This is a genomic window from Rhizobium sp. PRIMUS64, from assembly GCF_023006465.1.
Taxonomy (GTDB): Bacteria; Pseudomonadota; Alphaproteobacteria; order Rhizobiales; family Rhizobiaceae; genus Rhizobium; species Rhizobium leguminosarum.
Window position 1 is genome coordinate 1 of record NZ_JALBGX010000075.1, and the last position, 24,792, is coordinate 24,792.

The 24,792-nt window shown below is 62.5% G+C and carries 20 protein-coding genes and 1 pseudogene; 10 read left to right on the forward strand and 11 right to left on the reverse strand.

The window, feature by feature from the left end; all coding sequences use genetic code 11:
- The 3 genes and pseudogenes from MOV76_RS24910 to MOV76_RS24920 all read left to right on the forward strand — a co-directional run.
- Positions 1–576, forward strand: a pseudogene (locus tag MOV76_RS24910) (NAD(P)(+) transhydrogenase (Re/Si-specific) subunit alpha); the annotation flags it as partial.
- Positions 576–974, forward strand: coding sequence for a proton-translocating transhydrogenase family protein (locus MOV76_RS24915; protein WP_003542949.1), 399 nt, complete (start codon positions 576–578; stop codon positions 972–974). The pseudogene MOV76_RS24910 and the gene MOV76_RS24915, both read left to right, overlap by 1 nt.
- 6 nt (positions 975–980) lie before the next feature.
- The gene (locus MOV76_RS24920; RefSeq protein WP_018446045.1) at positions 981–2,375 is read left to right on the forward strand and encodes an NAD(P)(+) transhydrogenase (Re/Si-specific) subunit beta; all 1,395 of its coding nucleotides are present in this window, start codon (positions 981–983) and stop codon (positions 2,373–2,375) included.
- Between the two features lie 88 nt (positions 2,376–2,463).
- Here the strand turns inward: MOV76_RS24920 and MOV76_RS24925 are convergent, their stop codons facing one another.
- From MOV76_RS24925 to MOV76_RS24945, 5 genes are all read right to left on the reverse strand, one after another.
- Positions 2,464–2,946: a DUF992 domain-containing protein gene (locus MOV76_RS24925; protein ID WP_018243583.1), complete on the reverse strand. Its 483-nt coding sequence runs from the start codon at positions 2,944–2,946 to the stop codon at positions 2,464–2,466.
- A gap of 100 nt (positions 2,947–3,046) precedes the next feature.
- Positions 3,047–4,702, reverse strand: a complete 1,656-nt coding sequence (locus MOV76_RS24930) for a sensor histidine kinase (RefSeq protein WP_247265502.1) — start codon at positions 4,700–4,702, stop codon at positions 3,047–3,049.
- Positions 4,703–5,149: 447 nt separating this feature from the next.
- Positions 5,150–6,019 (reverse strand): tetratricopeptide repeat protein, encoded by an 870-nt coding sequence (locus tag MOV76_RS24935; RefSeq protein ID WP_018446048.1) that lies wholly within the window; start codon positions 6,017–6,019, stop codon positions 5,150–5,152.
- 133 nt (positions 6,020–6,152) lie between these two features.
- Entirely contained in the window at positions 6,153–6,365 is a 213-nt protein-coding gene (rpsU, locus tag MOV76_RS24940) for a 30S ribosomal protein S21 (RefSeq protein ID WP_003585885.1), read from the reverse strand.
- Between the two features lie 178 nt (positions 6,366–6,543).
- Entirely contained in the window at positions 6,544–8,145 is a 1,602-nt protein-coding gene (locus MOV76_RS24945; protein WP_247265503.1) for an adenylate/guanylate cyclase domain-containing protein, read from the reverse strand.
- Between the two features lie 275 nt (positions 8,146–8,420).
- Between MOV76_RS24945 and MOV76_RS24950 the strand changes: the two genes are divergently transcribed.
- Complete coding sequence (locus tag MOV76_RS24950; RefSeq protein ID WP_247265504.1) at positions 8,421–10,592, forward strand: CHASE2 domain-containing protein; 2,172 nt, start codon at positions 8,421–8,423, stop codon at positions 10,590–10,592.
- Between the two features lie 5 nt (positions 10,593–10,597).
- On the opposite strand, the gene MOV76_RS24955 is transcribed toward MOV76_RS24950, so the two are convergent.
- The gene (locus MOV76_RS24955; protein WP_018243578.1) at positions 10,598–11,623 is read right to left on the reverse strand and encodes a FecR domain-containing protein; all 1,026 of its coding nucleotides are present in this window, start codon (positions 11,621–11,623) and stop codon (positions 10,598–10,600) included.
- Positions 11,624–11,875: 252 nt separating this feature from the next.
- On the opposite strand from MOV76_RS24955, the gene MOV76_RS24960 reads away from it, so the two are divergent.
- Genes MOV76_RS24960 through MOV76_RS24985 form a run of 6 tightly spaced genes read left to right on the forward strand, consistent with a single transcriptional unit; the run spans position 11,876 to position 17,858 of the window.
- Positions 11,876–13,129, forward strand: a complete 1,254-nt coding sequence (locus MOV76_RS24960; protein ID WP_018243577.1) for a sarcosine oxidase subunit beta family protein — start codon at positions 11,876–11,878, stop codon at positions 13,127–13,129.
- Positions 13,129–13,530, forward strand: a complete 402-nt coding sequence (locus MOV76_RS24965) for a hypothetical protein (RefSeq protein WP_018243576.1) — start codon at positions 13,129–13,131, stop codon at positions 13,528–13,530. The genes MOV76_RS24960 and MOV76_RS24965 overlap by 1 nt, the downstream gene beginning before the upstream one ends.
- Before the next feature lie 12 nt (positions 13,531–13,542).
- On the forward strand, positions 13,543–13,884 hold the full coding sequence (locus MOV76_RS24970) for a sarcosine oxidase subunit delta (RefSeq protein ID WP_028733966.1): 342 nt from the start codon (positions 13,543–13,545) through the stop codon (positions 13,882–13,884).
- Complete coding sequence (locus MOV76_RS24975) at positions 13,881–16,874, forward strand: sarcosine oxidase subunit alpha (protein ID WP_112905160.1); 2,994 nt, start codon at positions 13,881–13,883, stop codon at positions 16,872–16,874. Before MOV76_RS24970 ends, MOV76_RS24975 begins: the two co-directional genes overlap by 4 nt.
- Positions 16,867–17,415, forward strand: coding sequence for a sarcosine oxidase subunit gamma (locus tag MOV76_RS24980; RefSeq protein ID WP_247265505.1), 549 nt, complete (start codon positions 16,867–16,869; stop codon positions 17,413–17,415). Before MOV76_RS24975 ends, MOV76_RS24980 begins: the two co-directional genes overlap by 8 nt.
- 44 nt (positions 17,416–17,459) lie before the next feature.
- Positions 17,460–17,858 carry a VOC family protein gene (locus MOV76_RS24985; protein ID WP_247265506.1) on the forward strand — a complete coding sequence of 133 codons (399 nt, stop codon included), beginning with the start codon at positions 17,460–17,462 and terminating at the stop codon, positions 17,856–17,858.
- A 15-nt stretch (positions 17,859–17,873) separates the two neighbouring features.
- On the opposite strand, the gene MOV76_RS24990 is transcribed toward MOV76_RS24985, so the two are convergent.
- The 5 genes from MOV76_RS24990 to glgC all read right to left on the reverse strand — a co-directional run bounded on the left by MOV76_RS24990 (position 17,874) and on the right by glgC (position 24,791).
- Entirely contained in the window at positions 17,874–18,362 is a 489-nt protein-coding gene (locus MOV76_RS24990; RefSeq protein WP_018446055.1) for a MaoC family dehydratase, read from the reverse strand.
- Positions 18,363–18,452: 90 nt separating this feature from the next.
- Positions 18,453–20,432: a glycogen debranching protein GlgX gene (gene glgX, locus MOV76_RS24995; protein WP_247265507.1), complete on the reverse strand. Its 1,980-nt coding sequence runs from the start codon at positions 20,430–20,432 to the stop codon at positions 18,453–18,455.
- A 12-nt stretch (positions 20,433–20,444) separates the two neighbouring features.
- A complete protein-coding gene (locus tag MOV76_RS25000; RefSeq protein ID WP_247265508.1) occupies positions 20,445–22,076 on the reverse strand; it encodes an alpha-D-glucose phosphate-specific phosphoglucomutase in 1,632 nt (543 codons plus the stop codon).
- Between the two features lie 6 nt (positions 22,077–22,082).
- Positions 22,083–23,525, reverse strand: coding sequence for a glycogen synthase GlgA (gene glgA, locus MOV76_RS25005; protein WP_247265509.1), 1,443 nt, complete (start codon positions 23,523–23,525; stop codon positions 22,083–22,085).
- 3 nt (positions 23,526–23,528) lie between these two features.
- Positions 23,529–24,791, reverse strand: coding sequence for a glucose-1-phosphate adenylyltransferase (gene glgC, locus MOV76_RS25010; protein WP_018497547.1), 1,263 nt, complete (start codon positions 24,789–24,791; stop codon positions 23,529–23,531).
- Position 24,792: the final 1 nt, after the last annotated feature.

Consider the following 24,792-nt stretch of genomic DNA (forward strand, 5'->3'; position numbering starts at 1 on the left):
GCGGTCTCGGCCACCGACGTTCGGCCCGCCGCCAAGGAGCAGGTCGCCTCGCTGGGCGCCAAGTTCATCGCCGTCGAGGACGAGGAGTTCAAGGCGGCGGAAACGGCCGGCGGCTATGCCAAGGAAATGTCCGCCGACTATCAGGCGAAGCAGGCGGCTCTGGTTGCCGAACACATCGCCAAGCAGGATATCGTCATCACCACCGCGCTGATCCCCGGTCGTGCGGCGCCGCGGCTCGTTTCGCACACCATGCTCGCCTCGATGAAATCAGGTGCGGTCGCCGTCGACCTTGCGGTCGAGCGCGGCGGCAATATCGAGGGTGTCGTCCCCGGCGAGATCGCCGATATCGAAGGCGTCAGGGTGATCGGTTTCGCCAACATGCCGGGCCGGGTTGCGGCCAGCGCCTCGGCGCTCTACGCCAAGAACCTCGTCACCTTCCTCGAGACGATGGTCAACAAGGAAACCCGGAGCGTCGTCGTCAATCTCGACGACGAGCTGGTCAAGGCGACGATGCTGACCCATGCCGGCGACGTGGTTCATCCCGCCTTCGGCGGCGCGAAGAAGGGAGACATCTGATGGCCAGTGAAGCAATGGACAGAGCGCTGGAGCAGCTCGACCAGGCGGTGACCGCCGTCATCACGGCGGCGGCCCAGGCACCGGAAGCGGCAAGTGCTGCGACCGGCGGGGCGATCGATCCCTTCGTCTTCCAGCTCGCCATCTTCGTATTGTCGATCTTCGTCGGCTATTACGTCGTGTGGTCGGTGACGCCGGCGCTGCATACGCCGTTGATGGCCGTCACCAATGCGATCTCCTCCGTCATCGTCGTCGGCGCGCTCCTGGCGGTCGGCATCTCGACCAGCGGGCTTGCGACCGGTTTCGGCTTCGTGGCTCTCGTGCTCGTCTCGGTGAACATCTTCGGCGGCTTCCTCGTCACCCAGCGGATGCTTTCGATGTACCGCAAGAAGGACCGGTGAGGACTGATGACCAATATCGCAGCCTTCCTCTACCTCGTCTCCGGCGTGCTCTTCATCCTGGCGCTGCGCGGCCTGTCGCATCCGGCCACCAGCCGCAAGGGCAATCTCTACGGCATGATCGGCATGGGGATCGCGATCCTGACGACGCTGGTGCTGGCGACCCCGAATTTCGGCGGCTTCGTGCTGATCATCCTTGGCCTTGCCATCGGCGGCAGCGTCGGCGCCTATGTCGCCCGCACCATCCCCATGACCTCGATGCCGCAGCTCGTCGCGGGTTTCCATTCGCTGGTCGGCCTTGCCGCCGTGCTGGTCGCGGCCTCCGCGCTCTACACGCCTGCTTCCTTCGGCATCGGCGAGATCGGCCACATCCACACCGAGGCGCGCATCGAGATGGCGCTCGGCGTGGCAATCGGAGCGCTGACCTTCACCGGCTCGATCATCGCCTTCCTGAAGCTTGACGGACGCATGTCCGGCAAGCCGATCCTGCTGCCCTACCGGCATGTGATCAATGCCAGCCTGCTGGTGCTGATCGTGCTCTTCATCATCGGGCTTGCCGCCACCGAAAGCCATTTCGACTTCTGGGCCGTCGTGGCGCTGTCGCTGGCGCTCGGCGTTCTGCTGATCGTCCCGATCGGTGGGGCCGATATGCCGGTCGTCGTCTCGATGCTGAATTCCTATTCAGGCTGGGCCGCGGCCGGCATCGGCTTCACGCTCGGCAATCTGGCGCTGATCATCACGGGCGCGCTCGTCGGTTCTTCCGGCGCGATCCTCTCCTACATCATGTGCAAGGGTATGAACCGTTCCTTCGTCTCCGTCATCCTCGGCGGTTTCGGCGGTGAGACGGCGTCCGGCGGACCTGACACATCAGACAGGACGGTCAAGCTCGGCTCGGCCGAGGATGCGGCTTATCTGATGGCAAACGCATCGAAGGTCATCATCGTGCCGGGATATGGCATGGCGGTCGCCCAGGCCCAGCATGCGCTGCGCGAGCTTGCCGACAATCTCAAGAAGAACGGCGTCGAGGTGAAGTATGCGATCCACCCGGTCGCAGGCCGTATGCCCGGCCACATGAACGTGTTGCTCGCCGAAGCGAATGTTCCCTATGACGAGGTTTTCGAGCTCGAGGACATCAACTCGGAATTCGCCCAGGCCGACGTCGCCTATGTCATCGGCGCCAACGACGTCACCAATCCGGCGGCGCGCGACGACAAGACCTCGCCGATCTACGGCATGCCGATCCTCGACGTCGACCGGGCAAAGACCTGCCTCTTCGTCAAGCGCTCGCTCGGCTCGGGTTATGCCGGCATCGACAATACGCTGTTCTACAAGGACGGCACGATGATGCTGCTCGGTGACGCGAAGAAGATGACCGAGGATATCAACAAGGCGATCGCGCACTGATCGGCGCAGATACAGCCGCCCTTCGGGCGGCTGCTTGATTCATGCGGCAGGCCACTGCCGTCTGCCTTGGCCGGGCCGGCCGCTTTCGTCAGGTCTCTCCCGGCACGAGTGTCATCTTTTCGACGCCGATCGCCAGGTTCAGGCCTTCCTGAGCCTGGACGTTCAACGGCTGCAGCATGAAGGCCTTGTTGTTGCCGCCGGCGATGACCTTGGCGCCGGCCCCTGCACCGATGCTCGCATCGGCACCGATCCCGTAATATTCGCCGGCAAGGGCGAATTGCGGAATATCCGTCCCGGTCTTTGCCAGCACCTGCCAGATCATGACGCTCTTGCCGGTCTGACCGATATCGAGGCCGAATTTCTCGATTTTGCCGGCATAGACCGCCTTGGCGCCGCCGGCCGCCGGCGTATAGGTGCAGATGAGGTTCTTCTGCGAGGTGACGATCAGACCCTGGCCGCCATCCGATCCGCAGACAAGACGGCCAAGCGTGACATAGTTTTCTGCGCCCGCCGGGCTCCCCCAGGCAGCGGCCGTCAGTGCCGCGGCTGCGATCATCGTTTGCTTGAACATGGTCTTTCTCCTTTGGAACGACCTGTCCGAAACGGGTGGAGGTAGCGAATGTTCCGGGCGCGGATTCAAACTTAGCGCGTCTGAAGAGACGCGCGGCGCTCTATTCCCGCTCCAGCGTGGCGCGCTGAGCCGTCAGCACCCATAACAGGCCTTCGGGCCGGAAATCGATCTCAACCGTGCCGCGAAAGGCGGAGGCGGCATGGGCTTTGATAACGGTCGTGCCGAAGCCCGAGCGCGATGGCTGCTCGGTGACCGGCGGGCCGCCTTGCTCTTCCCAGGTGAAGCGGAGCAGGGCATCCGGCTTGTCTTCGTCCTTGACGTCGCGCCATGCGAAGCGGACCCGGCCTTGCGGTACGGAAAGCGCACCGTATTTCACTGAATTGGTGGCGAGTTCATGCAAGGCGAGGCCGAGATTCTGCACGGCATCCGGCTTTAGCACGAAGTCTTTGCCGCTGATGTCGATCTGCTCGCGCGATTGCGGGAAGGCATGCAGATGGATATCGACGACCCGCCGCAGCGACACGCCTCCCCATTGTTCGCTGGTCAGGAGCTCGATCGAACGCACCAAACCCTCGAGCCGGTCGGCGACGGCGGCGCGGAAGGACTCGACGCTGTCGGACTGCTTGGCGAGCTGGCGCATCATTGCCTGGGCAAGCGTCAGAAGATTCTTGGTGCGGTGGACGAGCTCGTGCATGACGAAACGCAGCCGGTCCTCGGTCTGGCTGCGATCGAAAGAGGCATTCGAAAGGGCAATCGCCACCTGGTTCGCCTCGATGACGCTGGTCTCGACTGGCGAGACGATATGGCCTTCGCCCATGCGGTTCGCCATGTCGGCGATATCGCGGATGGTGGTGCGCACCTGTCTTGCGACGGCATAAGCGCCTAGCACGGCGACGAGCACCAGTGCCACGCCGCCGATGATGAGGAAACGCCAGGTGCTGAGGATCGAAGCCTGGGCGATCGGTCCCCAGATCACCGTCTTCCACGACCAACCGGGAATTTGGGCATAACCGAGGAGCATGTGCGGCAGGATTGTCTCATCTTGGAAGACGCCGCGGGACACGGTGAGCGCCGGCAGAATGCGCGGGTCGAAGGGCGTGCCGGGTTCGAGGTTGGCGGGGCCGGTCGCTGCAACGACGTGGCCGCTCTCATCGATGACGGCGGCCGACCAGCCGGGCGCAAGGCCTTCGGTGGTCACGAGCTTGCCCAGATCCTTGGCGTCCTGCGTGATGATGAGGGCCGCGACCGGATCATTCTTCCGTGGCAGGGTGACGTTATAGACCCATTCGCCACTGGTCCGGCCGCGAAAGACGTCTGATGCCTCGATGCGACCGGAAGCCATGACCGCTTCGAGGGCTGTCATGTTCGCCGTCTTGCCAAGCGGCGTGCCGAACGCCCGGCGCGTGTTCAGCAACTGCTGGCCCGTGCGGTCGACGGCGATGACGAAAAGCGTATTGTCTCTGAGGGCCGTTTCCGTGCGCTCGTGGAAGGAGGCGAGATTGCCGTTTTCAAGTTCCGGCGAACTTGAAAGCAGCCGCAGGGTCGTCGCCATATCCTGAAGCTGGCGGTCGATGATGCGTGAAAGGGCAAGCGCATCCTGGGCCGTCTCGCGCTTCAGCGTCGAACGCTGGTTGTCCTCCAGCTGTAGCAGAAGCAGCGCCACGAAGGCGAAGATCGGCAGTGCGATCGCCACCGCCATGGCGACGAGGTAGGTTCCGATCGAGGCTTTCGGAAAGAACAGCGCGACGATCTTCATCTGTCGCAATTCAAAGTGTTACGGCGTCCTTTGCGCGTCTGAAAAGACGCGTCGCGCTGTAATACGCGTGGCCCGCAACGGGTTTCGCTTGCGGCCAGGAAAGCACAGATCCGCATCTCTCGCAAACCGCCCCCAAACGTTTTCGACCGCTCGATAGCGGGCTATCGAAGCAGCTCCATGTTAGGGGGAGCAAGAGCAGGTTGCAACATACTATGACAGGCCATCGACGACGACGGACGCTTTTCGGCGTCTCGTCTTAATGGCGGTGCGGTCGCCTTTGCGCCACGTCGCTTCCACCGCCTGGCGTGGCACGATATCACCTCGATGATATCCAGAGCCGGAAGATTCGATTGAATCATCAGGACCTTTGCCGGCGTCCGATGGGTGGTGCGACCGGCAGGTGGCCGTTGCGGGCCGCCCGATGCTCAGGGCCGCCCAATCATATCTTTAGCCGGCTGGGGCGACGCCGACGCGGGCAAGGCCGTCGCGAGCCGGCTGGTATTTGGGGTCGAGGCCGATCGCGTGGCGATAGGAGCGGGCGGCCTTTGCCTTGTCGCCGCGGCGTTCGTAGACGAGCGCCTGGTTGGCCCAAGATTCGGCGATGTTGCCGTTGAGCTCGATCGCATGGTTGAAATCGGCAAAGGCGTTGTCGTCGTCGTTCAGCGCGATGTAGGAAATGCCGCGGCCATTATAGGGCTCGGGTGAATTCGGCGCGAGCGAGATCGCTTTCGAGAAATCGTCGATCGCCTTATCCTGCTGATTACGCTTCTGATAGATCAGGCCACGATTATGATAGGCGCGGCCATCGGTGGTGCCGAGCTGGATCGCCTTGTCGAAATCGTTGAAAGCCTGATCGTCCTGGCCGGCCATCCGGTAGACATTGCCGCGACCGATATAGGCGACGTCGTAGCTCGGATTGATCTGCAGGGCGGCATTGTAGTCGCCAATCGCCTGGGCCTGCTGGCCCATATTGCGATAGACGAGAGCACGGTTGGCGTAAGCCTGGAAAAACCGCGGATTGATCTGCAGCGCCGTGTTGAAATCGTTCAGCGCCGGGCGGAACTGGCCGGCGCGGCCATAGGCGGAACCACGGACGTTGTAACCTTCCGGGTCCCTCGGATTGGCGTTGATAACCGCCGTCAGGGAAGCGATATTCTCTTCCGAACCCTGCGCCTTATCGATGCGGATCACGGCATCCGAGGTATTGGTCGTCTCGCAGCCGGCGAGGCCGAACATTGCCGCCAGCGCCAAAGCGGGCAGGAATGCCGTTTTCTGCAAGCGCAAAGCGCGGGACGGATTGAAGGTGTTGACAGCCATTCGGGCTCGCTTTCCCCATGCGGCATATCCGGTGCGCGGATATGCGATCTTCAGCGGAAACTAAAAAAGCGGCGGCGAACCCATCGCCCCCGCCACAATGCATCTGAAAACGTCGAAAAAACGACGGAAACGCTCAGCGTGCAACCAGACCTTCGCGCTGGGCGCGCTTACGGGCCAGCTTGCGAACGCGACGAACGGCTTCGGCCTTCTCGCGAGCACGCTTCTGCGACGGCTTCTCGTAGTAGTCGCGCATCTTCATTTCGCGGAAAATGCCTTCGCGCTGCATCTTCTTCTTGAGAGCGCGGAGAGCCTGATCAACATTGTTATCGCGGACAAGTACCTGCACGAGAATCACGTTCCTTTGGTTGGTTGATGCCGGAGGCGGCGCAGCGGCCAGAGGCAAAACAATAACGTTCGCGCGGCCGGGGCCTTGCGATTGGTGATGCGAAATAGCAGATCGGGTGCGGGAAGTCTAGACGGGATATGGGCGGCGGCGGAAAAATCACGCTTCGCCTGATATCCGGTCATGATCGGGCCGGTTCGGGCGCAGCTTCATCCAGCACGGCAATTGCCTCCTTGAGAGCGGTTCTGACCCGGAGGCGGTCGGCAGGCTCCAGCCGGCTCATATCCAGATGCAGGTCAAGGCCCGAGAGGTGCTCGCTGAGAACGCGGCTCTTGTGATCCGCACCGAGGGTCAGCCCATCCACCGCATAGGGCACGATCTCGCGCTGTATGCCCTTCATCGTGATCGGCGGCAAGGGATGGGCGTCGACGATTTCGTTCACCAGCGCATAGGTTTCGTAGCTGATGACGATCTCTCCTCCCTGGGCGATCGATTGCAGCCGGGCTGCGAGATTGGCCTCCGCCCCGATGATCGTATAGTCCATGCGGTCGCTGCTGCCGAAATTGCCGACGTTGCAATAACCGCTGTTGATTCCCATGCGGACGACGAAAGGCTCTTCGGTGCCGTTTCTGCGCCATCTGTCCTTGAGTTCGCCGAGACGGCGCTGCATGTCGACGGCCATGCGCAAACACGCTTTCGCGTCCTCCTCCGGCCCCTCGGTTTCGGGATCGCCGAAGAAGACCAGCATCGCGTCGCCGATGAACTTGTCCACCGTGCCGCCATGCTCCAGGGCAATGTTCGACATCTCGGTCAGATATTCGTTGAGCATCTCCGTCAGGGCTTCAGGCTGCAGACGCTCTGTGGTCGCAGTGAAATCCTTGATGTCGGAGAAGAAGATCGTCAGACGCTTGCGCTCGGTATGGACGACCACGTCCTTCTGCCCGGAGAATATGCTCTTGTAGATCTGCGGTGAGAGATAGCGCGAGATCTTCAGGGAAACGCTGGCGAGGAATTCGTTCGCCGCTTCCAGATCCCGGTTGGCGCTGTGGATGGTGCGCGTCTGCTGCCGCTGGAGCACAATGAAGCTGATGCCGATGAAGGCGACGAAAAGGAAATAGCAAAGCAGGTATTTGAAGGCGAAGACGTTGCTCGCATAGGGCTGCCGGATGATGACTTCCTGAATGCCGCGCACATCGCCCACCTTCCAATCGGTCTTCGGGCTTTCGGGATGGCTATTGTGGCAGGCAACGCAGGCCTGGCCCATGACGACAGGGGTGATGAGCCGCAAGGTATCGGTCAATCCGACACGGGTGAGGTCGTTCAGCGTCTGCTGCGGATTGGCGCGCAAGGCAGCGAGCGCATTCTTTTCGAAGTCGTCGAGCTCGTGGGATGCGCGGCTTTTGAACGGCAGGTCGGAGACGAAACGGTAGGTGATATTGGCCTGCTGCTCCTTGATGACGTCGCCGAGCTCCAGGGAAAGCGTGGCCGGCAGCGGGATGGCGCCTGGAATATTCGCATAATTGTGAGAGACGACCGTGCCCTCAGTCGTGCCGTTGGCGTGAGCGGCCAGAACGCGCCCCACGACATTCGTGGAATAATAGGAGCGGATGCTCGATATCAGCGAGCTCATATCGCGGGCCTGGCGGCGCAGGGTATTTCCCGAGAGATCGCTGATATCAAGCCAGACGGCGAGCGGCAGCCCTGCGAGCATTGCCAGCACGACGACAATCAGCCAATAGCCGCTGCGACGCGCGGCGGTTTCGGAAATCACGGCGACCTTCATTCTTCTCTCGAAAAAGCATCCGATTTTCGATCGTTACAAGAACATTTCGCCGCGCACCGGGCAAGGTCGAAGCCTCGTCGTCCAGGCAAAAGCCGGGTGAAAACTGGAGGCGTAGCCGTATTCATGGCGCTTCTCCGCCGCCCGGCGGAGGTGACCGAAAGGAGAGTGCCCCGGAACGCAGGTGCGAATGGCATTTGGATGGAAAGCGGCGTAGCCTGTCCGCCGGCAGGTGCGGGTCGCCCTGCCGGCCGTGGGAGGGGACACCCGGTGAGATCATGACGCGCGCGCAGCAAATCGGTGTCGTTCTCGGTCTGGCGATCGTGACTGCGCTTACGATCCTTCGAGCAAGTGATCCCGGGATCTTCAAGTTGATCCGCGGCGTGACCTTCGACGAGTATCAGCGGCTGGTTCCCAGGACCTTCGAGCCGATGCCGGTCCGCGTGATCGACATCGACGAGACTTCGCTGCACGAATTCGGCCAATGGCCATGGCCGCGGGACCGGATGGCGCTGTTGGTGGACCGGCTTTCGGAAATGGGCGCCTCGGCCATCGCCTTCGATATTCTCTTCGCCGAGCCGGACCGGCTGTCGCCGCGCAATGTCGTTCGCGAGGTCGCCGGGGTCGATCCTTCCCTTGCCGAGAAACTGCCTGATAACGACGAGATATTCGCCCGTGCAATTGCCGAAAAGCCCGTCGTGCTCGGCTTCGGACTTTCCAACGAGGGCAATTACCGGCCGCCGGTCAAGGCGGGTTTCGCCTTCACCGGCGAAAGCCCCGTCTCGGCCCCCCCCTATCTCGGTGCTTCGACGCCGTTGCGGCCGCTGTTGGAAGCCAATGCGGCGGGGCTTGGTCATATCAGCCTCAATCCCGGCAATCCCTCGCCGGTGGTACGGGCGGTCCCACTGTTCCTGACCGACGGCGAGCAGCTCTATCCGAATCTCGCGATCGAAGCGCTGCGTGTCGCACAGGGGGCATCGACCTACGTGCTATCAGGCGCACCCGATCGCGCCGGCATCATGACATCAGTAAAGATCGGGGATTTCGTCGTGCCGCTGACGGCGGCGGGTGAGCTTTGGCTCTATGTCACCCCCGACCGGGCGGAGCGTTATATATCCGCCCGGCAGGTGCTTGCGGCCGAAGGGGCCTCTCCAGATGTCGCCGCCGCCGTCGCCGGCAGCATCGTCTTCGTCGGGACATCGGCGGCCGGCCTGCAGGACATCCGCGTCACCGCGCTCGGCGAGAACGTTCCCGGCGTTTCGCTGCATGCGCAGGCCGTCGAGCAGATCCTCTCGGGCCGCTTTCTCTCGCGGCCCGACTGGGCGGACGGGCTGGAAATCCTGATGATCGCCGTGCTCGGATGCCTGCTCGTCGGGGTGACGACCTTCGTCAGTCCGGCCGTCGCGCTGGCCTGCGGCCTGCTGATCACAGCCATGGCGCTGGTGGCGTCCTGGCTCTCGTTTCTTTATGCGGGGCTTCTCCTCGATCCGCTGGCTCCGATCATCAGCGGATCGATCACCCATTTCGCCTCGACCTCGTTCCGGATCCTGGTGATCGACCGGGAGCGGCGCGAGGTGCGGCGCGCCTTCGGGCATTATCTTTCCCCGTCGCTGCTCCATCGCATCGAGCATTCCCGCGACGCGTTGCGCCTCGGCGGAGACGATCGCGAGCTGACGGTCATGTTCGTCGATGTCAGAAGCTTTACCGAGATCAGCGAGCGGCTGGCGCCGACTGCCGTGGTCGCGTTCCTGAATACCTTGCTCGATGCGCTGAGCCGCCATGTGGTGGCCAATGAAGGCACGCTCGACAAGTTCATCGGCGATTCGATCATGGCGTTCTGGAATGCACCCGTCGATGTGGCGGATCATGAAATCAAGGCCGTTCGCGCAGCGCTTGCCATGCGTGAAACGCTGGCCGAACTGAACGCCGGCGACGCCTTCGGCTTCGGGCCTGGACAGCAAGTCGGCATCGGCATCGGCATCCATACCGGTCTCGCCTGTGTCGGTAACATGGGCGCCAAGACCCGCTTCAACTATTCGGCGGTCGGCGATGCCGTCAATGTCGCGGCGCGCCTGGAGTCGTGCTGCAAGGAGGTGGGCTTCGATATCCTCATATCAGACAGCACGGCGAGATCGGTGCAGGGAATGGCGCTGATCGAGGCCGGCGCCATCCCGCTCAAGGGAAAGAGTAGCCGAACGCAGATTCTCGCCGTTGTCGGCGACGAGCGCGTCGCAGCCTCCGCGGAGTTCGCCGCGCTTACGGTCGTTCACGAGCAGCTGACGCAGGCGCTGCATTCGCATTCGAAAAACACGCGCAAGCTTATCGGCACGGCAAAGCTCAGGGCGGCGCAGGTGATCGGCGGGCTGGCGGAATTCTACCAGCGGATATCCGGCAGAAGCGATCACTTCCGCGAGGTGCCGGATGGCTTCGAGAAGAGCGTCGCCGATTGACGGCATCAGCGGTTGCGATTGAAATTCCGGCCTCTGTCGTGGTTCCGGTCCCCATCACGATCGCGATCCTTGTCGTGATCGCGGTCACGGTCACGATCTCGATGATGCCCTTTATCGTGATAGTCGTGATCATCGTGCTGATCGTGATGTTCATGCCGGCCACGGCCATCATGCTTGTCGGGTTTATCCGGTTTGTCGTGATGCGGCTTGTCAGGCTTGTCAGGCTTGTCAGGCGTGGCCGGCCGCTCCTTCTGCGGCTCGGCCTGCCGCTGCGGCGGATCTTGCCTCTGCGGACTGGGTGCCGGCGCCGGATCGCGAGGAGGCGGGGGGCGGTTTCTGTCTTTTCTTTCCGGCGCGACGGAGGCCATATTGCAGCCGCCGAGCATGCCGATGCCGCCGGCAAGCCGCTGATTGCCGGAGAGGAAGGGGAGGGCGCGCTGATTTCCGAGCGTCTCGAGGATGCTGGGATCGACCCGGCGTGCTGCCGACATATCGCCGTTCGGCTTGGCCACCACGCAATCGCAGCGCTGCTGCAACTGCCGGCAGCCGCCCGGACCGCAGAAGCGGGCTGCGCCGTTCAGCAGGACGACGGCGGTCGTGCCATCCGGGCCGACGTAGAAATCGAAAGCGGTGCCGCGTACGCCGATCGTGCCGGCCGGCGTCAGGATCTGGTAGGCCGAAGAATTGGAACTGCCGCTGACCCAGCGGAATGTGCCCTTTGCCGCCCTGATGGTGAGTTTCTTGACCGATTGGGAATCATCGAAGACATATTTGTCAATGACGACCGACGAACCCCAGCCGACCGCGAGCTTCGTGCCGTCACGAAACAGGAATTGGCCAAGCCCGGATTGCGATGTCTTGATGCGCTCGTTGCGATGGACGCTGGTGTCGACCTCGATCGGGCCGCTCTGTCCCGTCACTTCTGTCTTTATGACGACAGCCTGGCCAACCGGCTCGGCGGCGGGTGCCGGCGATGCGCTGCTTAACGCGATGCAAAGCGTCGCGACTGATACTGAGCGCCAACCCCACATGATACACGTACCCCGGAACACGCGATTGTTAACATTTTAGCAATTGCTTGTCTTCTAACCCTCTTGGGTTAGGTCGCCGGCCGACGGTTAGCGGAAATGCCGCGGCTTCTGTCTTCCGCTTGAAGCGGCATTCTCTTCGGCGTGTCGAAACCAAAGCTCTCGCGCGTCGCAAAAGAACCGTTGTGCCGCATTTGGATTTGCGATTTGTATGAGCGCGGAGAACATGCCCTTTCCCGAAGGAGAAGAAGGCGGATGCGGAAATATTCGGTTTTTGCCGTGGCACGGGAGGCCCTTCGTGGCCACAAGGGTTGGGAGAAGCAGTGGACTTCGCCTGAGCCACGCGCCGAATACGACGTCGTCATCATCGGTGCCGGCGGCCACGGGCTGGGTGCTGCCTACTATCTCGCCAAGGAGCACGGCATCACCAATGTGGCGGTGATCGAGAAGGGCTGGCTCGGCGGCGGCAATACCGGGCGCAACACCACCATCATCCGCTCGAACTACCTCTACGAAGAGAGCATGCACATCTACGAGCATTCGATGAAGCTCTGGGAGGGGCTTTCCCAGGAGCTCAACTACAATGTGATGTATTCGCCGCGCGGCGTGATGATGCTCTCGCACAATATTCACGACCAGCAATCCTTCAAGCGGCATATCCATGCCAACCGGCTCTACGGCATCGACAATGAATGGCTGACACCGGAGCAGGCGAAGGCCTATTGTCCGCCGCTCGATATCTCGGCCAGCGCGCGCTACCCGATCAACGGGGCGGCACTGCAGCGGCGGGGCGGTACGGCGCGGCACGACGCCGTTGCCTGGGGTTATGCGCGGGCGGCTTCAGACCGCGGCGTGCACATCATTCAGAATTGCGAAGTGACCGGTATCCGGCGCGGTCCGGACGGACGGGTGACCGGGGTCGAGACCTCGCGTGGCTTCATCGGCGCCAGGAAGGTGGCGGTGTCGGCGGCTGGCCATACGACCACTGTCATGCAGATGGCTGGCGTACGCGTGCCGCTGCAATCGAGCCCGCTACAGGCGCTGGTTTCCGAACCACTGAAGCCAATCTTTCCCTGCGTCGTCATGTCGAACACGGTGCATGCCTATATCTCCCAGTCCGACAAGGGAGAACTCGTCATCGGTGCCGGCACCGACCAGTATAATTCCTATTCCCAGACCGGCGGGCTGCAGATCATCACGCACACGCTCGACGCCATCTGCGAGCTCTTCCCGATGTTCCGGCGCGTCAAGATGATGCGGCAATGGGGCGGCATCGTCGACAATACGCCGGATCGTTCGGCGATCCAGTCGAAGACGCCGGTTCCCGGGCTCTACGTCAATTGCGGCTGGGGTACAGGCGGCTTCAAGGCGACGCCGGGCTCTGCCAATCTCTTCGCGCATCTGATTGCTCGCGACGAGCCGCACAAGTTCAATGCCGGCTTGACGCTGGACCGTTTCCGCAGCGGCCGGCTGATCGACGAAGCGGCAGCGGCGGCGGTGGCGCACTGATGTGGACGGCGGCTCTCCTCGCAATCGGGATCGACGGCGCGGCCATGCCGGCTGGTGACGTCTTTCCCGGCGCCGAGGATTTCCGCCTGCAGAAGATCCACAGGGCTGCCGGCGAAAGCGAGTGGCCCTTCGTCGCCGAGAGCGGCACGCTGCTTTGCGCGATGATCCTGCGCAAACCAGCCGTCTATTTCGTGCCTGAGGTCGGCGGAACGCCGGGACGTGCCTTCGTGATCGACAACGATATCGCCAAGATGGCTTTTGCGAATATCGGCATGACCGATGTGCTGGAGCCCTACGACAATTTTGAACAGCTTCTCAAGCGCCTCATTCCCTACGTGACAATGGGAAAGCGTCTCTGCAATCAACCTCCGGGAACCAATGTTTCCGGATCGGAACTCTAAGACGGGTAACACATGCTGCTGATCTATTGCCCCTACTGTCAGGAAGAGCGCTCCGAGCTCGAATTCCGTGGCGCAGGTGACGCGCATATCGCGCGGCCCACCGACATCGCCTCGATCTCGGACGAGGAATTCGAAGCCTATTTCTTTCTGCGCGACAATCCGAAGGGGCTGATCTTCGAACGCTGGCGGCACATTCACGGCTGCGGGCGCTTCTTCAATGCGGCGCGCGATACGGTGACCGACAAGTTCATCGTGACCTACAAGGCGGGTCAGCCGAAGCCTGAGATCGGCGCGGCGGCCCAGCAGCATGGGCCCGTCGAAACATATGAAGCCGTGGAAGGAGAGGCGCAATGAGCGGCGTGAACCGTATCGCCGGCAAGGGGCGCCTGACACCGGCCAGAACCGCGCGCTTCAGCTTCGACGGCAAGAGCTATACGGCGCTCGAAGGTGATACCGTCGCCTCGGCGCTGATCGCCAACGGCGTGCATCTCGTCGGCCGTTCGTTCAAATATCACCGGGCCCGCGGTATTCTGTCTGCAGGGGCCGAGGAGCCGAACGCGCTGATCGACGTTGCCCGCGATACGGCGCGCAAGCAGCCGAACGTGCGCGCCACGGTGCAGGAAGTTTTTGACGGCATGATCGTCAACTCGCAGAACCGCTGGCCCTCGCTTGCCTTCGATGTCGGCGCGGTCAACAATCTGATGTCGCCGTTCTTCGCCGCCGGTTTCTACTACAAGACATTCATGTGGCCGCGCGCCGCCTGGAAACACGTGTACGAACCGCTCATCCGTCGTGCCGCCGGCCTCGGCGTCGCGCCGACGGAGGAGGATCCGGACCATTATGCCAGCCGCTATGCCCATTGCGACGTGCTGGTGGTCGGCGCCGGCGTGGCCGGGCTTTCGGCGGCGCTCGCCGCCGCCGAGACCGGTGCCCGGGTGATGCTTTGCGACGAGCAGGCAGAAGCGGGCGGGGCGTTGCGTTATGATACCGGCGTGACGATCGACGGACAGGACGGCAATAGCTGGGCACAGAAGGCCGTGGCGCGGCTGGAGGCGATGGACAATGTCGAAGTGCTGGTCCGCACGACCGCTTTCGGCTACTACAACCACAATTTCGTTGGCCTTGCCGAGCGCGTCACCGATCATGTCGCCAAGCCTTCCCGTGATCTGCCGCGCGAGCGGCTTTGGCAGGTCCGAGCAAAGCGCGTGATCCTCGCCACCGGCGCGATCGAGCGTCACATGGTGTTTCCGAACAACGACCGGCCGGGCATCATGCTGGCCTCAGCGGGGCGGATGTATCTCAATCATTACGGCGTCGCGGTCGGGGCCAAGGTCGGCATCTACACGGCGCACGACTCGGCCTATGAGGCGGCCTTCGATCTGAAGCGGGCTGGTGTTTCGATCGCCGCCATCGTCGATAGCAGGCAGGCGCCGGGAGCGGCGGTGCTGGCCGAGGCGCGTGCACTCGGTATTGATGTTCTGGCCGGCCAATCGGTCGTCAACACGGCCGGGCGGCTGCGCATCTCCTCGATGACGGTGGCGCGCAACGGCGGCGGTTCGCCGCGCAAGATCACGGTCGATGCGCTGCTGGTTTCGGCCGGCTGGACGCCGTCGGTCCATCTCTTCTCGCAGTCGCGCGGCAAAGTGGCCTTCGATGCCGAAAGCCAGCGATTCCTGCCCGGCTCCTATGCCCAGGACTGCCTCTCGGTCGGCGCCTGCAACGGCACCGACGACCTGCAGCGGACGATCGAGGAATCGCTTGCCGCCGGCGAGCTGATGGCGCAGGCCACCGGCAAAGGCAGCGGTGAGAAGATCGCAATTTCGGCCGAGCAAGCCTATGACTGGACGGGCGGCATGATCGGTGCTGCCGAAGGCGCCGGGCCGAAGACCAACGCCAAGGCCTTCATCGATTTCCAGCATGACGTCTGCGCCAAGGATATCCGCCTTGCCGTGCGCGAGGGCATGCATTCGATCGAGCATATCAAGCGTTTCACGACCAACGGCATGGCCTCGGACCAGGGCAAGCTCTCCAACATGCATGGCCTGGCGATTGCCGCCGAAATGCTCGGCAAGGAAATCCCGCAGGTCGGACTCACCACTTTCCGGGCGCCCTATACGCCGGTCACCTACGGTACGCTGATCGGCCATTCGCGCGGAGAACTGTTCGACCCGACACGCAAGACGCCGCTGCACGATTGGGAAGAAGCGCATGGCGCGGTCTTCGAGGATGTCGGCAACTGGAAGCGTGCCTGGTTCTATCCGCAGGCCGGCGAGACCATGCACCAGGCGGTCGCTCGCGAATGCCGGACGGCTCGCGAGGCGGCTGGTATCTTCGACGCCTCGACGCTCGGCAAGATCGAGGTGGTGGGGCCGGATGCGGCGGAATTCCTCAACCTCATCTACACCAATGCCTGGGACACGCTGAAGCCCGGCAAGGCCCGCTACGGCATCATGACCCGCGAGGACGGCTTCGTCTATGACGACGGTGTTGTCGGACGCCTGGCAAACGACCGTTTTCATGTGACGACGACGACCGGCGGCGCGCCGCGCGTTCTGCATCACATGGAAGATTACCTGCAGACGGAATTCCCGCATCTGAAGGTATGGCTGACCTCGGTGACCGAACAATGGGCTGTCATCGCCGTGCAGGGGCCGAAGGCGCGCGAGATCGTCGCGCCGCTGGTGGAAGGGCTCGATCTTTCGAACGAGGCATTCCCGCATATGAGCGTTGCCGAGTGCACGGTCTGCGGCGTGCCGGCGCGGCTCTTCCGCGTCTCCTTCACCGGCGAAACCGGTTTCGAAATCAATGTGCCGGCCGATTACGGCCAGTCGGTACTCGAAGCGGTCTGGGCCAATGCCGAACCGCTCGGCGCCTGCGTCTACGGCACGGAGACGATGCACGTTCTTCGCGCCGAGAAAGGCTACATCATCGTCGGGCAGGATACGGATGGGACGGTGACCCCCGATGATGCCGGACTTTCCTGGGCGGTTTCGAAGAAAAAGACGGATTTCGTCGGTATTCGCGGGTTGAAGCGGCCGGATCTCGTCAAGGACGGGCGCAAGCAGCTCGTCGGCCTCGTCACCAAGGATCCGAAGCTGGTGCTCGAAGAAGGCGCGCAGATCGTCGCAAGCCCGAACGAGCCGAAGCCGATGACCATGCTCGGCCACGTCACATCTGCCTATTGGTCGGAAAATTGCGGCCGGTCGATCGCCTTCGCGCTCGTCGCCGGCGGCCGGGCGCGGATGGGCGAGACGCTCTATGTACCGATGCCGGACAGGACGATCGCCGTCGAGGTGACGGATCTGGTATTCTTTGACAAGGAAGGGGGCCGCATCCATGGCTGATGTTGCAATTCGCAAACCGGCGCTTGCCGGACGTCTCGGCGGCTCCGCAACGGTGCGGCTGACGACCGCTCCCACTGCCAGCCGGGTGGCGCTACGCGCGCCGGCGGAATCGCTCTCGGCACTTTCCTCGGCACTCGGCCTGACGTTGCCGGATGCCCCGAAGACATCCGGCCGGGCCGGCGCCCGATCGGCGCTCTGGATTGGGCCGGACGAGTGGCTGGTGATCGACGAGGCCAGTGCCGATCTGATGGCAGCATTTTCCCGCGCCGGCACGCTGCATTCGGCGACCGACGTTTCCCACCGCAATCTCGCGATCATCGTCTCGGGACCGGGTGCTGAGGCGACGCTTTCGGCCGGCTGCCCGCAGGAACTGTCGCTTTCTTCCTTTCCGGTCGGGGCTGCATCGCGCACCGTTTTCGGCAAGGCGGAAATTGTGCTTTTCCGCACGGAAGAAGACACGTTCCGGGTGGAATGCTGGCGGTCGTTTTCGGATTATGTCTTCGGGCTGCTGAACGAGGCGGCTGAAGACGTGGGGCACTGAGCCTCAGCGAATCGCCGGCGTGCGCTCATTTAAGAGGTAAACGAATGCTGCACCATGCCTCGCTCGGCGTTTCCGATATCGAGCGGTCGGCGGCATTTTACGATGCTGCCCTTGCCGCGCTCGGTTATTTCAGGGTCTGGGACGATATCAGGCCGGGGCAAACAGGGCAGGCAATCGGCTACGGCCTTCCCGGCGGCGGGGACAAACTGGCGATCAAGCATCGTCCGGACGGCCAGCGTGCGCCTGGCCCGGGTTTTCATCTGGCGTTCGCCGCGCCGAGCCGCCAGGCAGTCGATCAGTTTTATGCGGTGGCAATCGCGCAAGGCGGCAGTGACAATGGCCGTCCCGGCCTGCGGCCCCATTACGGTGAGCACTATTATGCGGCGTTCGTCATGGATCCCGACGGACACGCGCTCGAAGCCGTGTTCAATTCGGCCGAGTAACAAAAGCAGTTTTGCTCAAACGTCGTCGGGACGGTCCTTCGGGTCGAATTGGATGATGGTGATCCACTTTGCTGTCAGCGCCGGCTTCTTTTCGTTTTCGATCTCGATCGTGACGTCATAGGTGGTCATCAGCATGCCGGCGCCGCGGAAGCGGGCTTCGGCGAGCAGGAAACGGCCGCGGACTCGGGCGCCGCTTTTCACCGGCGTCATGAAGCGGACGCGATCGAAGCCGTAATTGATGCCGAGGGTCTGCTCGCGCACTTTCGGCAGGCAGTTGTAGTTCATCGTCGACAGCAGAGACAGTGTCAGGAAGCCATGGGCGATGGTTCCTCCAAAGGGGCTCTCGGCGGCCGCTCGCTCAGGATCGACGTGGATGAACTGATGGTCGTCGGTCGCCGACGCGAAGGCGTCGATCATCGTCTGGTCGACGGTGACCCAATCCGAAAGGCCCGTTTCCATACCGATCAATCCCCGCACGTCGGAGAGTGAAATTTCCGTGACCATGAATTCCTCGTAAAACAAGCCGCCGCGGCAAAGCCTTATCGTGCATTTGTGACGATTGCGACAAGGATTTGGGTGAGGGAGGGGAGGCGGTCAATTTTCTACGAAAAAGGCGACGGAGCGTGGCTCGACGGTTACGGGGCCAGTAGTTTTCTTTGCTCCATCCGGCGTCAACTGGCGCCAGCCCGGTTCGCCCTTAGAGGGAAGCGTGAAAAATTGGCGGTTCCCCGAGCGGTTGAAAAGCACGCCAAGCCGGGTCTGCCTGCCGCGCGCGGAGCGGTCACCGGTCGATAGCAACATGCCGAGGGAGGAAAGCGACGGCGTCTCCCATTCGGCAACGGTCATCGACTCGCCGGAAAGCGAAATCCATTCGACATCGCCATTTCCCGCCAGGAAGCCCATTTCGGAAAAGACGGTGAAGCGGCGACGCAACCCTGCAACGAAGGCAGTATGGACGATGAGACCCTCGTCCAACGCCTTCCAGTCCAGCCAGGTGATCTCGTTGTCCTGGCAATAGGCGTTGTTGTTGCCGTGCTGACTGCGGCCGCCCTCGTCGCCCGCCGTCAGCATGATGCTGCCGCGGGTGGCAAAAAGCGTCGATATCAGCGCCATCACATCGTCCCGGCGACGCTTGCGGATCGTCGGATAGACGGTTTCCCCCTCGACGCCGTTGTTCCAGGAGTGGTTCTCGTTATGGCCGTCACGATTGTGTTCGCCGTTGGCGTCGTTGTGCTTTCCGGCGTGGGAGACGAGATCGATCAGCGTGAAACCGTCATGGGCGGCGAGGAAATTGACGCTGCGTGTTTCCTTGCCGTCGTTGCGGGAGAAGACGTCGGAGGAGCCGGCGAGTGCGGTTGCCAGCGAGCCGGTCTTCCAATCGTCTCCGCGCCAGTAGCAGCGCAGGTCGTCGCGAACCCGGTCGTTCCATTCAAGGAAGGGCAGCGGGAAATTGCCGAGCTGGTAACCGCCCGGGCCGATATCCCAGGGTTCGGCGATCATGATCCGGTCGGCCAGCACATCGTCGGCCAGGATCGCGGCAAGTGTTCCGCCGTCGCGCTCGAAGCCTGTCGCGGTGCGTCCGAGCACTGGGGCGAGATCGAAGCGAAAACCGTCGATGCCGGCGTTGAGCACAAAGTGGCGCAGACTGTCGATGACGAGGCGGCGGACCTTAGGATGATCGCAGGCGAGCGTGTTGCCGGTGCCCGTGTCATTGACGAGTTCGCCCGGCCAATTCTGGGCGTGGCGATAATAGTGCAGGTTGTCGAGGCCGCGCAGCGACAGCGTCGCGCCGTACCGGTCGCTCTCGCCGGTATGGTTGAAGACGAGGTCGAGGATGACGGCGATGCCTTCGGCATGGAGAGCCGCGACCGTCTCGCGCAATTCCGTCATGCCGCCGGGGACGAGCCGCGGATCGAGCGCCATGAAGGCTACGGGATTGTAGCCCCAGCCGTTGGTAAGGCCCAGCGGCGGCAGGTGGCGTTCATCGATCCAGGCGGTTATCGGCATCAGTTCGACGGCATCGACCCCGATCCGCTTCAGATGCGCGACGACGGAGGGATGGGCAAGCGCTGCGACCGTGCCGCGCTGGGCCTCCGGCACGTCGGGATGGAGAATGGTGAAGGGCCGCACCGCCACCTCATAGATAAAGCCGCCCGGTTTGAAGAACGGCTTGCTGATCGCGGCTGGGGTATCGCTGGTGACGATCGCCTTCGGCATCAGATCTTGGCTGTCCTCGCCATAGATGCCGAGGCGGGGATCATAGCGGAACGGCCTATCGATCTCCTTGGCGTAGGGATCGATCAGCAGTTTGGAAGGATCGTACCAGAGGCCGTTGTCGGGCGCGTAGATACCGTCGGCGCGATAGCCGTAGCGAGCGCCCGCCTTCAGTCCGTCCACAAACAGATGATGGATGTGGTTACTGTCGCGCGCCATCGGCAGGCGCGCGAATTCCCTGTTGCCGTCATCCTCGAAAAGGCAGAGTTCGATCTGTGCGGCATGATGCGACCACACGGCAAATTCGACGCCGGTCTCGAAGACGATCGCGCCGGCTTGCGCCGAACTGCTTCCCCGCATGTTCCCCCCGGATCAGGTGATCACGGTTGGCGCGTCGCGTCCCGTGCGTTCCTGAATGCTGGCAATGCTTTCGGCGGCCGCGATCAGATCGGCGAGCGCTTCCTGCGTTTCGATGTTATGGCGAGTCGAATCCGCCTCGTAGCGCTCGATATAGACGCGCAAGGTTGCGCCAGACGTGCCGGTGCCGGACAGGCGGAAGACGACGCGGGAGCCGCCTTCAAAGAGCACGCGGATACCCTGATGTTCGCTGACCGATTTGTCGATCGGGTCGTGATAGGCGAAGTCGTCGGCCTTCTCGACCTTCAGGTTGCCGAAGCTCTTGCCGGGCAGGGTGGAAAGCTGGCTGCGCAAATTGTCCACCAGGCCGTTTGCGGCATCGGTGTCGAGGCCTTCGTAGTCGTGGCGTGAATAATAGTTGCGGCCGTAGGTCTGCCAGTGCTGGGTGACGATATCGGCGACGCTCTCGCCACGCACGGCCAGAATGTTCAGCCACAGCAGCACGGCCCAGAGGCCATCCTTTTCGCGGACGTGACTGGAGCCGGTGCCGGAGCTTTCCTCACCACAGATCGTCGCCATGCCGGCGTCGAGCAGGTTGCCGAAGAACTTCCAGCCGGTCGGCGTTTCATACATGCCGATGCCGCGCTTTTCGGCGACACGGTCGGCAGCACCCGATGTCGGCATCGAGCGGGCGATGCCGGCAAGGCCGCCCGAATAGCCGGGGGCGAGATTGGCATTGGCGGCAAGGATCGCCAGGCTGTCGGAAGGGGTGACAAAGATGCCGCGGCCGATGATGAGGTTGCGGTCGCCGTCGCCGTCGGAAGCGGCGCCAAAATCGGGCGCGTCATCGCCCATCATCTCATCGAAGAGTTCCTTGCAGTGAACCGGGTTCGGATCGGGATGATGGCCGCCGAAATCCGGCAGCGGCATGAAGTTGCGCACCGAGCCCGAGGGAGCGCCGAGACGATTTTCGAAGATTTCCTTGGCATAGGGACCAGTGACGGCACTCATCCCGTCGAAGGCAATGCGGAAGCCGAGGCTGATCAGATTGCGGATGGCGCCGAAATCGAACAGCTCTTCCATCAGCGCAGCATAGTCCTCGACCGGGTCGATGACCGAGAGGATCGTGCCGCCGGGAAGCTCGTCCTTGCCGATGCGGTCGAGATTGACGTCTGCGAAATCAGCAATCTTGTAGCTGTCGATCGTCTTGGAGCGCGCATAGATCGCGTCGGTGATCTTTTCCGGCGCCGGGCCGCCATTGTTGATGTTGTATTTGATGCCGAAGTCTTCGGTCGGGCCGCCGGGATTGTGGCTGGCGGAGAGGATGATGCCGCCGAAAGCCTTGTATTTGCGGATGATGTGGGAAGCGGCCGGCGTCGACAGGATGCCGCCCTTGCCGACCATGACCTTGCCGAAGCCATTGGCCGCGGCCATCTTGACCGCCTTCTGGATGACCTCGCGATTGTAGTAGCGTCCGTCGCCGCCGATGACGAGGCACTTGCCCTGATAGCCTTCCAGCGAATCGAAGATCGACTGGATGAAGTTCTCCGCATAGTTCGGCTGTTGGAAGACCGGAACCTTCTTGCGCAGGCCCGACGTGCCGGGCTTCTGGTCCAGATAGGGCGTGGTGGGGACGGACTTGATCATTTTAGTTCACATGCCTTTCGAGACGAGGCTTGAATAGAGGGCAGCGTAGCGTTCGGCGCTCTTCTCCCAGGAGACATCCGATTTCATGCCCTGCTTTTGCAATTGGGTCCAGAGTTTTCGGTCCTGATAAAAATGCATCGCACGGCGGATTGCCTGTAGCATGCCTGTTTCGGTTACGGGCGCAAATTGTATGCCGGTTGCGACTTTCGCCGCAAGTGCGGCGTGATTGGCGTCGATCACCGTGTCATTCAAACCGCCGGTGCGGGCGACGATCGGCACGCAGCCGTAACGCAGGCCGTAAAGCTGGGTCAGGCCGCAGGGTTCGAAGCGCGAGGGGATGATGATCGCATCGCAGCCGGCCTGCATCAGGTGCGACATCGGCTCGTTATAGCCGATCGAGACGCCGATGCGGCCGGGATGGCGGCTGGCGGAGGCGAGCAGCGCGCCTTCAAGTGCAGCTTCGCCGGAGCCGAGCACGACGAGCTTGCCGCCCATGGCGACGATCTCATCGGCGACGTTGGCGACGATATCCATGCCCTTCTGCCAGGTGAGACGGCTGATGACGCAGAAGATCGGGGCGTCGTCATTGTCGAGGCCGAAGAATTCGGCGATCGAGCGACGGTTCTCCTCGCGGTTCTTCAGCGTCGTCGGGCCGTAATGGGTGTGGACGACAGGATCGGTCGCCGGGTTCCAGATATCGGTGTCGATGCCGTTGACGATGCCATGCAGATCGTCGATGCGGCTGGCGATGACGCCCTCCAGCCCCATGCCGAATTCCGACGTCAGAATCTCATCGGCATAGGTCGGGCTGACCGTCGTGATCACATGCGCAGTCTTGAGGCCGCCTTTGAGGAAGCCGACAGTGCCGTAATATTCGATGCTTTCGGTGGCGAAGGCATGGGCAGGCAGGCGCAGGCCGGGAAAGATCTCGGAACCGAACTGGCCCTGGAAGGCGATGTTGTGGATGGTCAGTACGCTCGGAAGTTCCAGCGTCGGATAATAGCGCATATAAACCGACGTCAGCGCCGCCTGCCAGTCGTGGGTGTGGACGAGATCCGGCCGCCAGCCGGGCAGCAGGCCGGCGGCGATCTCGGAGGCAGCGAGCGACAGGGCGGCGAACCGACGCCAGTTATCGGGATAGTCCTTGCCGAGCGGATCGAGATAGGGCCCGCCGGGCCTGTCGTAATAGGCCGGCGCATCGAGGACGAGCAGGTCGAGGCCCTCGTGCTGGACCTCGAGCACGGTCGCCCGCTCACCGAGCAGGTCGGGGAATTCGAGCCTGACGACCGGGTCGCGAATGACCTTCATGACGGCGGGATAGCCGGGTAGAAGGGTCTTGGTCTCGACCCCGAAGGCTTTCAGAGCAATCGGCAGGGCGCCGGACACATCGGCCAGACCCCCTGTCTTGATCAAAGGGAAGACTTCGGACGAAACCGAAAGAACTTTCATAAGTTAGATATCCAGCTTGTCGATCATCGGTTGGGTGATCAGGCAGATGCCGCTTTCCGTCCGCCGGAAGCGCTTGGCATCGAGCTCGGGATCCTCACCGACGACCAGACCTTCCGGAATGACGACGCCATGGTCGATCACCACATTCTTGAGCTGCGCGCGCCGCCCGATCTTCACGTTCGGCAGGATGACCGCCCCTTCCATCTTGGAGAAGGAGTTGGCCCTGACACCCGTGAAGAGCAGGCTGTTGTTGAGCATGGCGCCCGAGATGATACAATCGCCTGACACAACGGAGGAGGTGGCCGAGCCGCGGCGATCCTCGTCGTCATGGACGAATTTCGCCGGCGGGGTGATCTCGGCATAGGTCCAGATCGGCCAGGACTTGTCGTAGATATCAAGCTCCGGAACGATCGCCGTCAGGTCGATATTGGCTTGCCAATAGGCGTCGATCGTGCCGACGTCGCGCCAGTAGGGTTCGTGCTCGAAATCCGAACGGACGCAGGACTTGGCGAAGCGGTGAGCGACCGCCTTACCGTTCTTGACGATATAGGGGATAATGTCCTTGCCGAAGTCGCGGCTCGAGGTCGGGTCGGCGGCGTCGCGGCGTAGCGCATCGAGCAGGAACTTGGTGTGGAAGACGTAGATGCCCATCGAGGCGAGGGCGAAATCCGGCTTGTCGGGAATGGGCGGCGGATCGGCCGGTTTCTCGACGAAGGCGATGATCTCGTCCTTGTCGTTGACATGCATGACGCCGAAGCCGACCGCTTCCATGCGCGGCACTTCCAGGCAGCCGATGGTGACGTCGGCGCCGGAATCGACGTGCTGCTGCAGCATCCATTCGTAGTCCATCTTATAGACGTGGTCGCCCGCAAGAATGACCATGTATTCGACGCCGTAATCCTGGATGATGTCGATGTTCTGATAGACGGCGTCGGCCGTGCCCTCGTACCATTGCGTCTCGGAGACGCGCTGGCTGGCGGGCAGGATATCGAAGCTCTCGTTGCGCTCAGGGCGGAAGAAGTTCCAGCCGCGCTGCATGTGACGGATCAGCGAGTGCGCCTTATATTGCGTCGCGACGCCGATGCGGCGGATGCCGGAATTCAGGGCGTTCGACAGGGCGAAATCGATGATGCGGGCCTTGCCGCCAAAATAGACGGCCGGCTTGGCACGCCGGTCGGTGAGTTCCTTGAGACGGCTTCCCCTACCGCCCGCCAGGACATAAGCCATTGCATCGCGGGCAAGTGGCTGAACGCGTTTTTCTACCATT